13 protein-coding genes and 1 tRNA gene are annotated in these 19,254 nt (G+C 33.7%); 6 read left to right on the top strand and 8 right to left on the bottom strand.

Annotated elements, in window-relative coordinates; translation table 11 throughout:
* From PKK00_09670 to PKK00_09660, 3 genes are all read left to right on the top strand, one after another.
* On the top strand, positions 1 to 3,589 hold a 3,589-nt coding region (locus PKK00_09670), incomplete at its 5' end, for a choice-of-anchor L domain-containing protein (protein ID HNW98661.1).
* A gap of 68 nt (positions 3,590 to 3,657) precedes the next feature.
* Entirely contained in the window at positions 3,658 to 4,038 is a 381-nt protein-coding gene (locus PKK00_09665) for a response regulator (GenBank protein HNW98660.1), read from the top strand.
* 111 nt (positions 4,039 to 4,149) lie between these two features.
* Entirely contained in the window at positions 4,150 to 4,563 is a 414-nt protein-coding gene (locus PKK00_09660) for a hypothetical protein (protein ID HNW98659.1), read from the top strand.
* An 85-nt stretch (positions 4,564 to 4,648) separates the two neighbouring features.
* Here the strand turns inward: PKK00_09660 and PKK00_09655 are convergent, their stop codons facing one another.
* From PKK00_09655 to PKK00_09640, 4 genes are all read right to left on the bottom strand, one after another.
* On the bottom strand, positions 4,649 to 5,743 hold the full coding sequence (locus PKK00_09655) for an OmpA family protein (GenBank protein HNW98658.1): 1,095 nt from the start codon (positions 5,741 to 5,743) through the stop codon (positions 4,649 to 4,651).
* 119 nt (positions 5,744 to 5,862) lie between these two features.
* Positions 5,863 to 6,240: a co-chaperone GroES family protein gene (locus PKK00_09650; protein ID HNW98657.1), complete on the bottom strand. Its 378-nt coding sequence runs from the start codon at positions 6,238 to 6,240 to the stop codon at positions 5,863 to 5,865.
* A 31-nt stretch (positions 6,241 to 6,271) separates the two neighbouring features.
* Positions 6,272 to 6,907 carry a hypothetical protein gene (locus tag PKK00_09645; protein HNW98656.1) on the bottom strand — a complete coding sequence of 212 codons (636 nt, stop codon included), beginning with the start codon at positions 6,905 to 6,907 and terminating at the stop codon, positions 6,272 to 6,274.
* 88 nt (positions 6,908 to 6,995) lie between these two features.
* Positions 6,996 to 7,068 (bottom strand) — tRNA-Gln (locus tag PKK00_09640).
* A gap of 273 nt (positions 7,069 to 7,341) precedes the next feature.
* Here PKK00_09640 and trpS point away from each other — a divergent pair.
* From trpS to hflX, 3 genes are all read left to right on the top strand, one after another.
* Entirely contained in the window at positions 7,342 to 8,337 is a 996-nt protein-coding gene (trpS, locus tag PKK00_09635; protein ID HNW98655.1) for a tryptophan--tRNA ligase, read from the top strand.
* Positions 8,338 to 8,470: 133 nt separating this feature from the next.
* Positions 8,471 to 8,812, top strand: coding sequence for a hypothetical protein (locus PKK00_09630; protein ID HNW98654.1), 342 nt, complete (start codon positions 8,471 to 8,473; stop codon positions 8,810 to 8,812).
* Between the two features lie 7 nt (positions 8,813 to 8,819).
* Positions 8,820 to 10,013: a GTPase HflX gene (gene hflX, locus PKK00_09625; GenBank protein ID HNW98653.1), complete on the top strand. Its 1,194-nt coding sequence runs from the start codon at positions 8,820 to 8,822 to the stop codon at positions 10,011 to 10,013.
* A 23-nt stretch (positions 10,014 to 10,036) separates the two neighbouring features.
* Here hflX and PKK00_09620 read toward each other — a convergent pair whose 3' ends face one another.
* From PKK00_09620 to PKK00_09605, 4 genes are all read right to left on the bottom strand, one after another.
* The gene (locus tag PKK00_09620) at positions 10,037 to 12,304 is read right to left on the bottom strand and encodes a hypothetical protein (protein ID HNW98652.1); all 2,268 of its coding nucleotides are present in this window, start codon (positions 12,302 to 12,304) and stop codon (positions 10,037 to 10,039) included.
* Between the two features lie 28 nt (positions 12,305 to 12,332).
* Positions 12,333 to 13,298: a DUF3078 domain-containing protein gene (locus tag PKK00_09615; protein ID HNW98651.1), complete on the bottom strand. Its 966-nt coding sequence runs from the start codon at positions 13,296 to 13,298 to the stop codon at positions 12,333 to 12,335.
* An 80-nt stretch (positions 13,299 to 13,378) separates the two neighbouring features.
* Positions 13,379 to 16,753, bottom strand: coding sequence for a PAS domain S-box protein (locus PKK00_09610; protein ID HNW98650.1), 3,375 nt, complete (start codon positions 16,751 to 16,753; stop codon positions 13,379 to 13,381).
* Positions 16,754 to 17,079: 326 nt separating this feature from the next.
* A complete protein-coding gene (locus PKK00_09605; protein ID HNW98649.1) occupies positions 17,080 to 19,239 on the bottom strand; it encodes a SurA N-terminal domain-containing protein in 2,160 nt (719 codons plus the stop codon).
* Positions 19,240 to 19,254: the final 15 nt, after the last annotated feature.

Below are 19,254 nucleotides of genomic sequence, written 5' to 3'. Positions count from 1 at the left end.
TATGGATGTTTTGATGCACGGCTTTTTTGTGCTTTTGCCATTTTTTCTTGCATTTATTTATGGCAAAGTTCTATATTTTTATTGTATTTTCAGAACGCTCAGGTTTTATCAGCAGACCCTATTTAATAATTACAAATCTTTTTGTCAGTTAAGTATTAATACTGCACCTACTCCGGCTCAGTTAGTTCAGAATGTATTGATAGGCGGAGGCGTTATGGTTTCTAATATTTCTTATTCCGGTGGGGCAGGTTCTCGTGCTCAGTTTACTAATGGAAGTACAACAAACCTGGGATTAAATAATGGAATAATTTTATGTACAGGGACTGTTACTCAAATTGCAAATCCGGCTACTTATTTTATGAGTACCAATTTAGGTTTGGCTGGCGATGCCGATTTAACAGCGATAAATACATGTACTACATTCGATCCTTGCATTCTTGAATTTGACTTTATTCCGCTTTCTGATACCATTCGATTTCGTTATGTTTTTGGTTCGGAAGAATACCCGAATTATGTTTGTTCGCAGTATCAGGATATTTTTGCTTTTTTTATTTCAGGACCTAATCCTGCCGGCGGAAATTATAACAAATACAATATGGCTCTTATTCCCGGAACTGCTTTACCGGTTTCGGTGAATAGTGTGAATAATGGTACTCCCGGAGGTAGTTATAATTCATCAGGATGTACATCTTTATCTTATTCAAATTACTATGTTGATAATGCGGCATTAGGCGGAACTACTATTGCTTTTGGAGGATTCACAACTCCTTTAACAGCATGGTGTAAAGTTGTTCCCTGTCAGACCTACCATATCAAACTTGCTGTTGCCGATGGTTATAATGGTTTATATGATTCGGGTGTTTTTCTTGAAGCCAATAGCTTTTCATCGAATGTATGCAATGTTAGTTCTTCTTATTCGAATACTACATTTGGAAATAATGCAGTAGAAGGTTGTTCTCAAGGGTATTTTTCTTTTGTGTTAACATCTCCTGCAACTTCACCATATACTGTAAACTATACTTTAACAGGAACAGCTGTTAACGGCACAGATTATACATCGGGTTTAAGTGTTACTATTCCTGTAGGTCAGGATTCTATTGCTATTCCTATCAATCCAATTTTTGATGGGACAAATGAAGGGACAGAAACCGTAATAATTAATTATACAAGTGGATGTGTTCCCCAGACTGATACTATCTATATAATGGATAATTCATTACTACAGGTAAATTTAAATAATGATACAACAATTTGTCGGGGAGCAACCATACCTCTTTCTGCAACAGTTTCCGGGGGAATTACTCCGTATTCATATACTTGGAATACAAATCCAACTATGAGTTCAATAAATGTATCACCAACAAGTACAACAACATATTCCGTTACGATTACTGATTATTGTTCACAAACAGCTTCTGCCAATGTTACTGTTACCGTAAACCATGTTTCCTTGTCCACAACTACAATAGATGAGAATTGTAATAAAGTAAATGGAAGCGCTACTGTAAGCATAACAGGTTCGTCGTGTTCAACAAATTATACATATTTATGGAACACATTACCTGTGCAAACTACATCAACAGCGTCGAATATATCAGCTGGGACATATACTGTTACGGTATCATGCGGCTCATGCACTTCATCGGCATCGGTTGTAATAAATAATATTCCCGGTCCGAATATTAGTGTTGATTCAGTTACTTTAGCTAATTGTCAGGCGTCTGATGGTGATGCAACAACGATTGTTACAGGCGGATCGTCACCGTATTCTTATATATGGAATTCAAACCCTGTACAGACCACCCCTGATTTAATAAATGTGATCGCTGGAAGTTATACAGTAACCGTTACCGATGCTAATGGTTGTACTGCAACAACTAGTGTTATAGTTGGTCAGCTTAATGGTCCGCAAATAACAGCTTCATTAGTTAATGATGCAAACTGTATTGCATCGGATGGTAATGCAACAACAACTGTAAGCGGAGGCAGCGAACCATATTCCTATTCATGGAATTCAACACCAGTTCAAACAACATCAGATTTAATAAATGTTCCTACCGGAAATTATACCGTAACGGTTACCGATTCTACAGGATGCGTTGCAACAGCAAATGTAACTATTGGTCAAATAAACAACTTGTCCGTTACTGCTACTTTAGTTAACGATGCAAACTGTACAGCGTCCAATGGTGCTGCAACAACAACTGTTAGCGGAGGAACTGCCACTTATTCCTATTCATGGAATTCAACACCAGTTCAAACAACCACTAATTTACAAAATGTTCCTACCGGAAATTATTCGGTAACAGTAACGGATATAAATGGATGTACCGCTTCAGCAAGTGTAACAATAGGTCAAATCAATGACCTGAGTGTTTCTGCTTCCTTAGTGAATAATGCAACCTGTAACGCTTCTGATGGCTCGGCAACGACAACTATTACCGGAGGAAACGCACCATATTCATATTCATGGAATTCTTCGCCTATTCAGACAACGGCTGATTTACAAAATGTTCCTACCGGAAATTATTCGGTAACGGTAACAGATATAAATGGATGTACCGCTATTTCAACGGTAACAATAGGTCAGGTTAATAATTTATCCGTTTCAGCATCGGTAAACGATGCTAGCTGTGGAACATCAGATGGTATGGCAATTACAACTGTTTCAAATGGTACAGCACCTTATTCGTATTCGTGGAACTCTTCACCTGTACAAACAACAGATAGTTTGCAAAATGTAGCATCAGGAAATTATTCAGTAATAGTATCTGATGCAAACGGATGTACTGCATCTACCAGTGTAACCATAGGAGAACTTAGCGGACCAGAAGTTATTGTAACATCGCAAAATGATTTGTGCAGACAAGGAAACGGAACAGCTACAGCATTTGCAACAGGCGGAAATGGGGCATATTCTTATTCATGGAGTACCAACCCGCAGCAAACTACTGAAACAGCAACAAATCTTGCTGCCGGTGTATATACAGTCATTGTTTTTTCAGGAATGTGTTCCGATACAGCAACAGTAACGGTAAACAGCACACTCGGACCGGAAGCAAATTTAAATATCAATCCACATATTACAACCATTATCGATAACCCTGTATCATTTTATGGAAGTGCTGTTGGTGATATAATGAATTGGGAATGGATTTTTGGTGATGGGAATTTTGATGTAGGACAGAATGTACAATATCAATATAGCGATACCGGAACATATGAAGTAATGCTTGTTGTGGTTGATGTAAACGGATGTACCGATACGGTTACCGATATTGTTCATGTAAATGATTATTATGCCATTTATATTCCTAATGCATTTACTCCTAATGGCGATGGGAAGAACGATTATTTTTTACCCCAGGGAACATATGTTGATACTACAGATTATCATATGCTGATATTTAACCGCTGGGGAAATATTGTATTTGAAACTGAAAAATGGGGAGAAGGCTGGAATGGAACAGAAAACAATAATGGTTCAACATCGGATATTATTCAAGGTGTTTATGTATACAAAATTAATGCTGTTGCAATTAAAGGAAGAAAACACGAATACATGGGAATGATTGTTTTAATAAAATAATCAAGTATTGAAACGTTATAGATATATGCTGCGTATAAATACATAAAATCATTTACGAATACATATAAATGCTGAATAAAAAAAGAAATGTACTGATCATTGAGCATGAAGCAATTATCGCTTTAGATATCAAAGAGCGCTTATCTACCCAGGGGCATAACGTAATTGGAATAGCTTCATCGCTGCAGGAAGCAATATCAAAAAGAAAAAATTATAATAACGCCGATTTAATACTTATCGACACAAGCCTTTCCGATTTTTTTGTTGAATTAAATAATGCCGAAAAAATTTATAATCTCATACGTACTCCGTTGATTTTAATGGTTTCAAATACTAAAGAGAAGATAAAAGAAAAATGTTGCAAATACAAATTTGTTCAGATAATTGAGAAACCCTTCCACAATGAAGAATTTATGGATGCTGTAGGGAATATATTGTCCTGTAACTAAATTTATTCTTCTTTTAAAATTTAATTAATTTTTCTGGTAACTTTATTTTTATTTATTTTTGAGTAATTCGTTTTCTCATTCTTAAATAATTATAAACCAAAAACAATTATTATGAAAAAGATTATTCTTATTGCAATGGCTTTAATGGCCATACATAATTTTAGTTATTCGCAAACAAGCGATAAAAAAAATAATATGTTTATTGAATTATGGGTAAGTTATACTTCGCAGGTAGTTTCGGGCAGAACAGCAATTAAACCGACTATGATAGTTGATTTAGGAGTAGATAAAACGGTGAACACTACTGAATTTACAATAGGCCCAAGCGTAAACGGAGACAAAGAAAACTTTGGAATAAAAGAAACAAACGGAACACCCAAAACATTTACCAATGAAGTAGATATGATAAGATATTTTTATAGCTATGGTTGGGAAATCATGAGTACTGAAAACATTACGGTTTCTTCAGTAAATTATGTAAGATATATTTTTACAAAAGCTTCTACAACGACAACAAAACCATAAGGAAAAATAAATGAAATTACGAAGGGCGAATGTGAGTTTCTCACATTCGCCCTTCGTAATTATTCTAATGATATTTTCAATGCATCTAATTATTTATTTTTAAAAATTTAATTTCTACCCTTCTATTTTTCGTTCTACCTTCATTCGATTCATTTGATGCAATTGGGTTAATACTTCCGAACCCTTTATATGAAACCCTTGATTTATCAATGCCTTTCAAAATCAAATAATTTGAAACAGCTTTTGCTCTATTCTCAGATAAAAGCTGGTTATATGCTTCTGCCCCTATATTATCAGTATATCCCGAAATTTCTATATGTAATTTTAAGTTTTTCTTCAAGTATAGTACAAGACTATCAAGTTCTTCATAAGATTTTGGAAGGAGAACTGCTTTCCCTGTTTCGAATAATATATTGTTTAAAATTATTTGTTTTCCAACTTCGAATTTTATTTTTTTCTCTGGTGGTAGATTACATTTACAACTATTATTATTGTTGCAGTTACAATCAAAGTTATTATTTTTAATTTCCGAAACGCAAACATCATCAATAAAATAATATGCAATTAAGTCGTCATCTTTCACTTTTTTTTTGGAATTTACTAATTCCTTTTGAGTTTGTTTATCAGAATTAAAATTGCCAATAATGATGTATATTTCCCCGCCTTTTGCCATATATTCACCCGAGATTTCCATCCAGTTTAAAGTATCATCATAAATTTTATTAAAGTCGCTTGTTATTTGTGGTTTGCAAAATGATAACTCCTCATAATCTTTAACAGAACCTGGGTCACGCAATATTTTTATTTTCTTTTTTGATAAATATGCTCCGATACTGTTTATTGCATAATTGGATTTATTAGCTAGAGAAACATAAAATGCAACATGATATTTAAAACCAGCTTTCAATGTATCGCATAGTTTTACCTGAATAAAATCACTTCTATACTCGGGATACAATTGTAGTCCTACATAGCTACTTCCTGTATGCGGATATTGGAACCCTAAGTAGTTTTGAGGCATCCCTTTCCAATTAGCTAAACCGCAAGAATTATAATGTTCTGCATAACTGCAATATTCTCTGCTATAACTACCACTATTCCAAAATTCTGGTGCATCAAGCCAATCAGCATATTGGTCAGAACATTTTGTTTTATCTTCAAAACTTGGATTAGGAACCAAATTTTGTGAATAAATATTTAGCTTGAGAAAAAATATTAAAGTAAAAGTTGAAACAAATTTCTTTTCTTTCGATTTACAAAATAAAAAATACAACATTTAAGATATCAATTAAGTTCGGTTTATTCAAACAACCCTTCATCTCTTAATAGAAGCAGTATTGCCGACTGTGGAACAAGAAAATATTTTTCCTGTTCAAATTCAATTTCAATGGCTTGTCGTTGTAAATAAAGCGCAAGGTCGCCTTCTTTGGCTTGCAGCGGGATATATCTCACTTTATCTTTTTCTTTTTTCCATGTGTCGTCATCATCAGCATTATTAGGAATAGGATAACCCGGCCCGACTTTAATGATATATCCGCTTTGAATTTCTTCCTTTTCAATTACTGTAGGCGGAAGATATAACCCGCTTTTAGTGCGGTCGGTAAGTGTTTTAGGTTTTATTAAAACGCGGTCACCTACAACAATAAGTTTATGAATATTATCTTCCGGAAGGTTCATGATAGATTATGAGTTATTAAAAAATCAACGATTAATCAAATACACCTGAATTAATAAGCCCGTTAAGAAAATTTTTCATTTCATCGGATGCTGAAGTAGGAATTTGTTGTTGAACACTGGGCATATTTATTACACCACTAAGTGAACCTACATTATAATTTAATATTGTAGATAATGTGGTTGCCAGATCTGCGCCGGCTGCAACCTGTTTAAAAATATATAATCCCGTAAGCCGGTGTGTTTCTAAGTTAATCCCTCCCTGGGCATTTACCTGTTGAGTTGTATTTTTTAATACTTCAAAACCACTTGCAACTGTTGATACAGGATAGGATTCAATAGTATCCATTACCATATTCACAGTCATTCCGTCAAATTTTGCATCTTCTGCATTTTCTTTTGTATTATCGGCAGTCATATTAATAATGAAATCAATACCGTAATTAGCAGGATTAGCATAAGTTGCCGAATCTTCTGTCATCAGCTCTTCAAAAGTTTTACCGTTCAATGCATTAGCCGGAAGAGTAATATTGAAGCCGATATTATTAAAAGTATAAGAAACATTTTTTAATGCAGCTAATTTTTCGGCATCGCTAAGTGTGTCTTTTGCACATGAAGAAAAAAACAAACAACTGCAAACAATTAAAAAAGAATAAATAGTAGTTTTCATAAATATTAATTTTTTTATCAAAGTTAAAATGAAATATGAAATAAATAAAAAAACCTCATAATTATTATTACGAGGTTTTTGCTTTTTGTTGTCCTGTCAGGGGTCGAACCTGAACTCTTCTGTTCCAGAGACAGACGTGTTGCCAGTTACACCACAGGACAATGAGGATGCAAAGTTACATAAATTCTGTAAAAGAAAAAATAAATAAAAAAAATTATTCACTCATTTTTCGATATCAACAGTTCGGTAATTTTTTTATGTAAGGACTAAAGTCCTTGATAATTGTGGGTTTCACATTAACCCCGACCTTAAGGTCGGGGTTAAAAAACTCGATGAAACTGGGCTTTAGCCCAAAATTTACTGAAAAATTACCGAACTGTTACTATATATCAGTTTGCTGATTTTCAACAAACAATTTTTCTTACCTTCGCGGCATGGAAACAGTAGTAAGCGGAATACGCTCAACAGGAAATTTGCACCTCGGCAATTATTTTGGTGCAATTAAAAATTTTTTAAAGATGCAACATGAACATCGTTGCTTCTTTTTTATTGCCGATTATCATTCATTAACAACACATCCCACACCGCAGGATTTACATAATAATGTAAAACAGGTTCTGGTTGAATACCTTGCCTGTGGCCTTGATCCTGATGCAGCTACAATTTATATTCAAAGCGATGTTCCTGAAATTTCAGAATTATATTTATTGCTGAATATGAATGCATATCTTGGCGAACTGGAACGTTGCACATCTTTTAAAGAAAAAGTCCGCAAACATCCCGATAATATTAATGCCGGATTGCTTACATACCCGGTACTTATGGCTGCCGATGTTATTATTCATAAAGGTACAAAAGTGCCTGTTGGTAAAGATCAGGAACAACATCTTGAAATGGCGCGTACTTTTACAAACCGTTTTAACCGCATGTATAAAGTTGAATATTTTGTAGAACCTTATGCTTTTAACTTTGGTGAAGAGTTGATCAAAATCCCGGGACTCGACGGAGCAACAAAAATGGGAAAATCGGAAGGTGAAGGCAACGCAATATTCTTAGCCGATGAACCCGAAGTGATTCGTAAAAAAGTGATGCGTGCGGTTACCGATGCAGGGCCTACAGAACCAAATCAGGTGAAACCACAAGCTATTGAAAATATTTTCAGTTTGATGAAAACACTTTCATCTGCCGATACTTATGATCATTTCAATAATCTTTACAACAATTGCCAGATTCGTTATGGCGATATGAAAAAACAATTAGCTGAGGATATCATTAAATTCCTTGAACCATTTCGTAGTAAAATTAAAGAGATTGATTCCGATAAAGATTATTTAAGGAAAGTTGTAAAACAGGGCGCTGAAAAAGCTCGCGAAAGTGCATCGAAAACTTTACGCGAAGTACGCGAAATTATTGGATATAAAGAGTTTTAATAATGAAAGTATAAAGGAATAAGGTATATGGTATAAAGGGAAAATAAAAAATATTTCCTTATACCTTTTATACCCTATACCCCTATACCTCAAAACTAAAATTATATTTTTATAAACTTATTTTAATAACCAGATGAAACCCGTTAAAGGATTACTGCCGTTTGCAACATGGTTGATGCGATTAGCTTTGGCAGTTTTTGTATTTGTAACTTTTATTGGAACACTAAAAGGATTTGAATACAAAACCATACAATTTTATGTAGCTTTGGTGTATATTGTTTTTGGAACACTCTTGTTTTTAGGTGGTTTTATGAATAAACCCGGAATTACAGTGTTTTCGGGGCTTATGTTATTTCTTGTTTCTGTATATCGAATAATTATGCTTTTTTCCGGTGGTGTTGATGCCAACCTTGCTATATATTTTATTATTGCTTCGGTCTCGTTATATTATTTTACAGCGGGAAATAAAAATTAAATCCTGAATGCCTGATCCTATCTATACTGATATAATTCCCGAGAATGCTATTTTGGTTGGAATAATTACTCCCAGGCAGGACGAAGAGCGTGTTAAAGAATATCTTGATGAACTTGCTTTTTTGGTTGATACTGCCGGAGCAATTCCTGTGAAGCGATTTGTACAGCGACTTGTAATGGCTGATAGAAGTACTTTTGTAGGTTCAGGGAAACTGGAAGAGATTAAAAATTATGTTAAGGAAAATAAAATAGATGTTGCTGTATTTGATGATGAACTTAGTCCATCGCAAATACGCAATATTGAAAATGTTTTGGAATGTAAGATACTAGATCGTAATAACCTGATACTTTACATTTTTGCAAAGCGTGCGAAAACTGCATATGCCAAGACCCAGGTAGAATTAGCTCAGTATGAATATTTACTTCCACGCCTTACACGAATGTGGACACATCTTTCAAAACAGCGTGGGGGTATAGGTTTGCGTGGTCCGGGGGAAAAGGAAATTGAAACGGATCGTCGTGTTATTCGTGATAGGATTTCGCTACTGAAAGATAAACTAAAAACCATTGACAAGCAAATGGCAACACAGCGTGGCAACAGGGAAGGCTTGGTACGCGTGGCTTTGGTTGGTTACACCAATGTGGGGAAATCCACGATTATGAATCTTATCAGCAAGTCGAATGTATTTGCCGAAAATAAATTATTTGCCACACTCGACACTACAGTAAGAAAAGTGGTGATAGGAAATCTTCCTTTTTTACTTTCAGATACGGTTGGATTTATACGCAAACTTCCGGTAGGCCTTGTGGAATCATTCAAATCAACGCTTGATGAAGTACGTGAAGCAGATATTTTATTGCATATTGTCGATATATCTCACCCGAATTTTGAAGAACAAATTGATGTGGTAAAGCAAACACTGAAAGAAATTAAATCTTCCGATAAGCCTACCATTATTGTTTTTAATAAAATTGATGCATATAAATTTATTGAAAAAGAGGAAGATGATCTCACTCCTTCTACAAAAAAGAATCTTACACTGGATGAACTTCAGAAAACATGGATGTCGAAAAATAATATGCCTGCCATTTTTATTTCAGCCACTCAAAAACAAAATATCGAAGATTTCAGAATGATGCTATACCGTAAAGTAAAGGAAATACATATTACACGGTATCCGTATGATTATTTTTTATACTAAGAAATATAAATTAACAAATGATATTATAATATTCCCCATTTTGTAAGAAATCCGTAATGCCACAATACGTATGCTGCTATACAAAGCAGGATAAAAAACGTTATTAAAATTGGGATAAACGGTTTTTTCTTTTTTACAAATGGATCTACCAGGTTTAAATGTGAATTTTCAGGCAATACAGCCAAATGGGTTAATGTATTTCCAAAAGGAATATTAATTGTAGCACGTGCATTTATTGCCCATCCGTTTGCATCTAAAATAGGAGCAAGATTCCTTTTACGAAGTTTAAGCCATGCAAGTATCATCGATGGCCCTGAAATACATAAAATAATACCGGTAATTGCCAAAGGCATCTTCCACCATACAAGTCCGAAAAATCCTGTTAACATCGATGCAATTACTGACCCGATTGCTCCAAGTGCAAGACTGATGGCTGCAAATATTCCTACAAATTTACCAATATCGAATGGTTGATGCGGGGGAGGAGGAGCAGGTACGCTAACAGGTACAGGTGCTTCAGGTGCAGTTTGTATAGAGGTTTTTAACCCATTGTCAACTTTAGCGGTTGTTTTTTCTATTCTTGATGTTGTTGCAGTATCAACTTCTTTTTCTTTGGCTGATGCAAACTTTTCAATTTGTTTGGAAATAAATTTTGATACTTTTTTATACGGCGACCAAAAAGCTTGTCGGATACTTATAGGATGTTCAATTATCTTTACAATTGTTGCATCCCAGTCGTCGCCCTGCCTATCGTAAAATATTGCATTTCTGCCAACTTCAATATCATCGAAATCTCCATCGGTCAATGCAGCTACAATAGTCATTACTTTATTTTTAGTTTTGGAATAGCATTCACAATAAATTAAACATATTCCGCTTAATCTTGCAATTGCATTGTGCTTGTTCATATCGCTAACCTTTATACAAAGGTCGCAGCAACGCTGGTCGATATATAAACTTCCTGCCTGGAATATTGCTTTTGAATCGGGTGAATAAAAATCGTAAAAAGTTACATAATTTTTTAACAGTTTATAAAGATCGCGATAATACCTTACCAATTTATCAACTAAAAATATATTATTTGTATTCTCTTCAAGTGCTTTATCCTCTTCAATTAATGAATATAAATATTCTTTTGAATTTCCTTTGAGCAATTCACGTATGAATGATAATCCTAATTTTTCAACTGCTACACCAATTTTTTCAGATTGCCAGTTAATGTAATCGTCAAATTTTCTGCATATATTTTCCCATTCGGTTTCTGTTAAATTTTCTTTGCCGGGAAATTCAGGGTTGATTACTAAATTCCTGAGATTTTCAATAGCTTTTTCCCATGCAGGATTAATGCCCTTTGTAAGTGGAAGCGGTTTTTTTGTTTCGATTTTTGTAAGAGTAAAGCCTGCTATTTCATCAATGCATGAAGACAGGTCTTTTTTACTTATTCCTTCGTATCGTGTATTCAGTGAATTTAAAATATCAACCGAATCAGAATCAAATTCTGCCAAACGGCATCTTAAAAAGTAGTCTTCTATTTTATGTTTGATAGTACTGAAAGCTGAAAATGCTTCGGCTGTAGAATCAGCAAAAGGTAATATTTTTTTTATATCAGCTTCTGCTTTAGTGTACCAGTTCGAATAATCTTCACAGTTTTTATAAAAATCATTTACGTGGTCTATTGAAATACCGGGTTTTCCATTCAGGTCGTTTGCAGAACCAACACATGAAATAATATCGTTAATGAGTTTTTTTATTTTTTCATCATCTGTTGAATCTTCAGTAATAATGCCATCGCCATTGAATTTAGTATTTGCAAAGATTTTAACAGTATCCGAAGTTTCTTCAACAGTGATCTCTGTATTATCGGGTATTCCTAAGTTTGAAAGAATTTGCCGGGCAGATGTAAGTAATTTTTTCCCTTCTTCTGTGCTTTCATTAATGGCCGACAAAGGCAAACTTTTATTTTCTTTTACCAGGTCATCAGGATTGTTAATAACAGAAGTTATCCATTTTACTGCGTTAAGGATTTCAGGAACCCTGATTCGTTCATCTTTATCGCTATCAATAAGCTCAAGAGTTTTGGGGTCTATTTCCATTCCATAAACGGGGCAGCTTAATGCAGTCCATAGTTTCTGATCCAGGTATTCCAGTGAAACCAAATCCATTCCGGTTTCAAGGTTTACTCTGTTTACACCGCCTACCCTTGAGAATTGCCATATATGTGAACCATTCTCAGAGTTTAGGATATTATTTAATTTGCTTACCTTTTTTAAAATTTTTGTAGACTTAGACATTTTTATTCATTTTTAATTTGTCAGTATGTTAGAATTTATATGAAAATCCTACACCAAATAATTCTTTAAATTGTGTTCTTGGACCTTGTCCAATGATTATTCCGTTACCATCATAAACCGTAATATCTACTTTATCATCGTATATCAACTGGGTTGAAAGTGTTGCTGATATATATTTATTTATTTTCATTGAAATTAGAGTTTCCCAGTTTATTACTATGTTCTGTGGATTTTCCATGTAATTGGAAAAGAAATCAGCTTTGGTGGCAAGGTTTATATTTTTCATAATATCTTTTCGGAACGAAGCTCTTACATAACCTCCAAATTCCATTTTCGTTTTTTTACCGGGAGTAGTTACAACACCTGATTCATCAAGAATAGCGGGATCTACACCAAAACTGCCAAGGTCAGCCAGGTTTTGGTTGTTTACAATAATTATTTTTCCGGTAACGGGTGCAATAAAACAATTAAAAATGCTATTCGGTTTATAATCCATTCCTATAGCTCCAAGTAAATAAGCAGGCGCCAGGAAATCAGAAATTTTTATTTTAATTGTGTCATTCGGATAATTGTAACCTTCGGTAAGTTGTGTTTTTAAATTAATTAATGCAGCGTAATACCAATATTTTGAAGCCTTCTGACCGTATTTGGAGTTGAATTCAAATTTATCATCACTTTTTTGGAAAGGTGAATTTTTATCACCCTGGCGCATCTGCCCGTAACCAATATCAAGTGTATTATCCCAACTTGATTTATTATATTTAAGATTAGCAAAAGTATTTATTAGCCCATTAAATGCAACTGAAGGTTGGCCACCGGCAGCCCAATTGGTTAATGAAACCTGGTTAAAGGTAAGAGAAAAAGTTCCGCCTTTTTTCCATCCGTCAATGGTATCTGAAGATTGAGCTTTTAATACAGTTTCCTTTTCAGTATTTTGCGCTGATAAATCTATAGCAAGCGTGAAAATAATTAATAAAAAAATAATTTGTTTCATAGTAATAAAATTTAAAATTATAATAAATCAATATATTGAACAAATTAGGGTAAAATAATTTTTAAAAAAATTAAATTAAACTACTTGATGCTGGGGAAAATTATCGAAAATTTTGTTCCCTTATCAGAGCTTTCGACCTTTAGTTTTCCCTGTATCTGTTCGGTGAGTAAGCACACCAGTTGTAATCCAAGACTTTGGGTGTTTTTACAATCAAATCCGGGAGGAAGACCTTTGCCGTTGTCTTTAATCGACAATACCAGATTTTTTTCATCATATTTTTTCAAAGAAATTTCTATTTTTCCATTGGTTTTGCCTTCAAAAGCATATTTAAATGAATTTGATACAATTTCATTTGTCATCAAACCCAGTGAAATAGTTGTATCAATACTTACAGGGAAAGGTTCTGCCGAAATTTTGTATTCTACAGGATGATCAGTTGAGTTGTAAATGGTGAATAGATATTTGATAAGATTGGTGATATAGTCTAAAAAATTAATATTCGAAAAATCTTTTGTCTGGTAAAGTTTTTCATGAATCAGTGCCATAGTTTTAACACGACTTTGGCTATCCTGTAAAATATTTACAATTTTTTTATTTTTTATGAATGATGCCTGAAGATTAAGAATACTGATAATTACCTGCATATTATTTTTTACCCTGTGATGGATTTCTTTCAAAAGAATTTCTCTTTCTTCCAATTGATGTTTGATTAGATCTTCAGCTTTTGTTCTTTCATCAATTTCTATTTTTAAATATACATTCGTTTTTTCAAGTTCTAATGTACGTAGTTTAACCTTTTCTTCAAGTTCTTCATTGATCTTCCTGATTTTTTTTTCTATTATTTTACGTTCGGTAATATTATGCAATGAGGCAACCAGGTTTATACATTTTCCATTTTGATCATACACGGGTGCTACACTATGAATTACTGTAATTGTTCCGGTAGGAAAATCATTCGTTTCTTCCCATCTGATTATAGTTTTTTGTTCTATGGCTTTTTGGTAATTGCTTACAGTTGTACTCCATGAAGGATAATTTAAAGTTTCATCTAATATTTTACCCAGTATCAAGGAAGTATCAAAACTGGTAAAATCTTTATATACTTTATTTACATTTTTTACACGGAATTTATTTTCTCCTTCAACACTCAACAAGAAAATAACATCGTCAACAGTATTGAATATGGAATCAAGTTCCATTTTTTGCTGTAATAATTTTTCTTCTGATTCTTTGCGTTCGGTTATATCTTCAACAATTCCCAAACCCCCGTGTATGCCATTGCTTCCGATGTCCATTGGAGCAAATAAACATCTTACCGGAGTAGTTTTATTTGCTGTAAAGGAGGTGTAAATACCTTCATAGGATTCTGGTTTTCCATTGAGCGCTTTACGAATAGGCGAGACTATATTTTTATCCGGTAAATTAATAATATTCAGACCTATAAGTTTTTCTTTTGAAGAGCCAATAATCTTTACAAAATTGTCGTTACAGGTTACAATAACACCTTTTTCATCGAATGAAAAAATACCCAGTGGTGAATACTCAAAAATTAAACGATAAGTTTCTTCACTTTTCTTTAAGGCTTTTTCTGCTAATTTACGTTCGGTAATATCATGCAAAAAAACAAGTTCGGCTTTTTTACCAAAATAATTAAAAACAGATGCCGTAATTTCAACAGGTACTTCTGTTCCATTTTTTAATATTGCATTTGCTTCATAACCTATAGGGGTATTATCACCACTTATCCTTTTATTGTAATATTGCAATATTCTTTTGCGGTCTTTTTGAGAAACAAAATTTATAAATGGTTGTCCGATTAATTCGTTTGCCGTATATCCTGATGCGGAAGTAAGAACATGATTCACAAATTCGATCACCCCATCTTTTATAATCATAATACTATCAATAGCTGATTCTATAAGTGTACGGTATTTTTCTTCACTTTCGCGCAATTCAGCTTCAACTTTTTTTCGTTCGGTGATATCTTTTACTGCACCATAAATTCCAGCTAAGCGTTTTTTCTTTTTGTCCCATATTGGGTGAGCATAAACCCTTACCCATATTATTTCGCCCGATTTTTTTATTGTTCGTAGTTCGGTAACCACATTCCTGTTTGCCATTAATGCAGCCATGTCAGCTTTATCTTTTTCAATATCATCAGGATGCAATGTTGTACGCCATCCGCCTATAGCTTTATATTCATCAAAAGAATATCCTGTTATATTTTCGAATGCTCCTGCTGCCCAGTTCAGAATTAAATTACCAGTTTCCTCTACAATAGTAGAAAACATATAATCGCTCGAAGCGGTTGAAATAAGACGGTAGCGTTCTTCACTTTCACTTAAAGCAGCTTCAACTTTTTTTCGTTCGGTAATATCATTAATAACAGCTATCCTGGCGTTTTTATTTTCATACAGAATATCATGCGATGTGGCTATTATGTCTATTAATGTACCATCGGCTTTACAATGTTTCCATTCGCCTGCATAGGCATGTCCCTGTATTTTTCCGGCAAGATCGACAATAGGTTTTTTTTGTTCTTCCGGATAAAAATCCGGAAGTTTCATTGATGCGATTTGTTCTTTTTTATAACCATAATGTTTAATGAAAGATTCATTAACAGAAAGCATTTGCAAAGTACCACGTTCATAAATCAACATTGGAGCAGGATTATGTTCAAAAAGTAAACGGTATCGCTTTTCCGATTCCTTAAGTTCATTTTCGGCCTTTTTCCTTTCTGTAATATCCTGTAATGATGCTATGCTGCGCTTGGTGTTGGGAATAATATCTATTGAGAGTAAAATGTATTTTTGGTTTCCGCTTTTATCAACAAACCTGAATTCATATGATTTTAATGCTTCTTCTGCGTTTATCCTCCGTAGTTTGTGTTGTTTCTCCATAAATTCCAAATCTTCCTTTACAACAGTATCTTTCCAGCTCATTTTATTTTCAATTTCTTCTTTTGAATAACCGGAAAGGTCTTCAAACTTTGAGTTAGCAAGTGAAATAATTGTATTTTCTTCAATAATAATTGTAGCGGTGCCTGTATTTTCAAAAATTGTTCGATATTGTATTTCCGATTCCTTTCTTTCCGAAATATCCCTTACTACAGCAATAACATACGGTTTATTATCAAATTCTGTATAACGTAATGATACTTCTACCCAAAAATATTCGCCACTAAACTTAGTTGCTTTCCATTCAAAAATTTTATCGCCTTCTGTTTTTGTTTTTTTAAGCATTTCCATGGCATCCTCTTTACTGAATGGAGACTCGCTTAATCCGGATGTATTTATTAGTTCATAATTTAATGCCTGTTCGTGAGTGCAATTATACATTTCGCACATACGCTTGTTTACATATACAATCTTACCTGTATTATAATCATGTATAAATAATGCGTCATGTATAGAATCCAAAACTTCTTTTATAAACCCGGGAGATTGTTGAAACATTTTAATGGAATTAAATTTTAATAATTTAATTTCTAAATTTAAAAAGCAATATAGTACCAATTGTTAATTTAAAATAACCCAAAGGCTATTTTAAATTTTACAATGGTTATGCCGATGACATAGATGTTATAGTACAATTTATTGGACTCCTATTACATATATACAATCGGTATAATCTGTAATTAGTAAAAAATACTTAGGCGATTAGTAAAGACAAAGTTAATGAAAAAAAATGTAAAATCACAAACTTATCTTTACATATTTGGATTTGGTATAAAAAAAAAGCTGCCTTATCAGGGCAGCTTTTTCAGGATGTTATATAAATTTTAATAATAAGATATTCTGTTATCTGTGATTTTTGCATTTTTTTCAAGAGCCTTATATGCATCATAATTTACACGACTTTGAAAATTTGCAGTCATTTGTAATATATTATTTTTATAATCTTTTACTTCAGGAGCTTTAATAATATTATCGACCTGCAAGACATATATGGCTGTTTTTCCTTTTAAAGGTTCCGATAAAGTATTCGGCTTAATAGTAAAAATATTACCTATAATTTCCGGTTCAGGACCATAGCCGGGTAAAGAATATGTAGAGAAAGTAACCATGTCGAGCGTATCAACAACGGCACTGTCGAGTTTGTAAGAAAGAGCTTCGAGTGTGATACCCGGAGTAATTTGTCCTTTTATTTTTGCTATCAGGGTTTCTGCTTTCTTTTCATTTTTTACATAAGGTTCAATCTGTGTTTTTATCTGTTCAAGTGTTGGAACACCTTTTTCACGGATTTCTTTTAAACAGGCAACAACATATTTTGTTTGCAGATCAAAAACTCCAGAAACATCACCTTTTTTTGTACTTTCAGCATATGCCCATTTTACTATTTCTCTTGGCGATTCAAGTCCGGCAATAGTATTGCTCATGGCTTCGATATTTTCTGCCAGTCGTTTATTAAGTTTTTTATCAATAACTCCTTTGTTGAATTTTTCGGCATTAGTGTATTCACCAGAGAATTCGCTTGCGGTAGCATAAATATTCTGATATGTTTCTTTGCTGGGTTTGATTTTACTGGTTATTAAAGCTAACTTAGCTTTATTTGAAACTTTTTTCTTACCTGTAACTTTTACGATATGATATCCAAAAGGAGTTTCAATAATTTTTGTATCACCAACCTTGCCTTCAACACATGCCTGGGTGAATGAATAAATCATATTTCCACCCATATCCATATCAGCAAACCAATCAAGGTCGCCTGCTTTAGCTGATGCAGCAGCATCATCAGAATTTTTCTTTGCAATAGAATCGAATTCTTTAGGATTCTTTTTTATTATGGTCAACAGGCTATCAGCCATTTTTTTCGCCTGGTCTTTTGTTCGTTTAATTGTTTCAGCTGCACGGGTTGCCCCTGCATAGGAAATTAATATATGGCTTGCTCTCATTGAATCGGGTCTTTCCTGGAAATCCATTACTCTTGCAAGGTAAAAAACATTATCCTCTAAATAAGGGCCCAAAACATCACCTTTCTTGGATTTAAATACAATGGAATCAAAAGCAGGAACAGTTATAAGTCCTTTTTTACGGTAAACACTATCATAAGATTCATCAGAATACTTAGAAACTAAAAGAGGTACATCTTCTGCTTTTTGAGTTTTCAGTTCTTCATAAACACCATTTATTTCGCGGGTAACTTCTGCAATGTCAGAATCGGATGGCTCTACATCATAAGTAATATATTCAATGTCTCTTGTAGCTTCTTCAAATGCATATTCATTTTTATGTTTATCATAATATTTTTGATAATCGTCATCAGTAACTGTAACAGAATTATCAGCAACAGATGAATATTTTTTAGCAATAATGCGCAGTACAGCTTTAGTGTTTTTCTGTTCATAATCTTTTTTAGCAAGAGCTGCAGGAACGTAATATCCTTTTTTAATAAGGTTCAGGTATTTTGTATAAATTCGTTCCGATTCAATTGATTCCAGAAAATTTTCCCAACGTGCTTTAGTTCCGGGTGTTTTTTGCTCTAACTGATCAAGTTGTTGCATATAACTTTTAACATAGGAAACATTAAAAACGCCAGTTTGAGGGTCTTTGAAATTTTCCTGAATATATTGATGAGGTTCTTTACCCTGTACCATATCCGATAGTTCATCGGCAGATATAGCAAGACCAAGCTCATTATATTCCTTTTTTAAAATATTATCACGCTCGAGCTTTGCCCAAATTTCATTTCTGATTTCAAATATTTTATCGGAAGAGAGGTTTTCTTCCCCGGTTTGTTGTTTAACCATTTCAATCTGGGCTTCAACCTGGGTTTCAAAATCGTTATAAGTAATTTTTTCACCACATATTTCACCAAGGTTAGGACGGCTCCCTTTATTTCCCTTTTTCCAGAAATCGCCAAGAACGAATGCTGCAAGAGCTACGCCGATAATAATTACGATCAATCCACCTCTTTTACGAATTTTGCCAATAATAGCCATAGTAATACTGTATTA

The organism is Bacteroidales bacterium, assembly GCA_035353855.1.
Classification (GTDB): Bacteria; Bacteroidota; Bacteroidia; order Bacteroidales; family CG2-30-32-10; genus DAOQAK01.
This window is presented reverse-complemented; position numbering and strand designations above follow the sequence as displayed.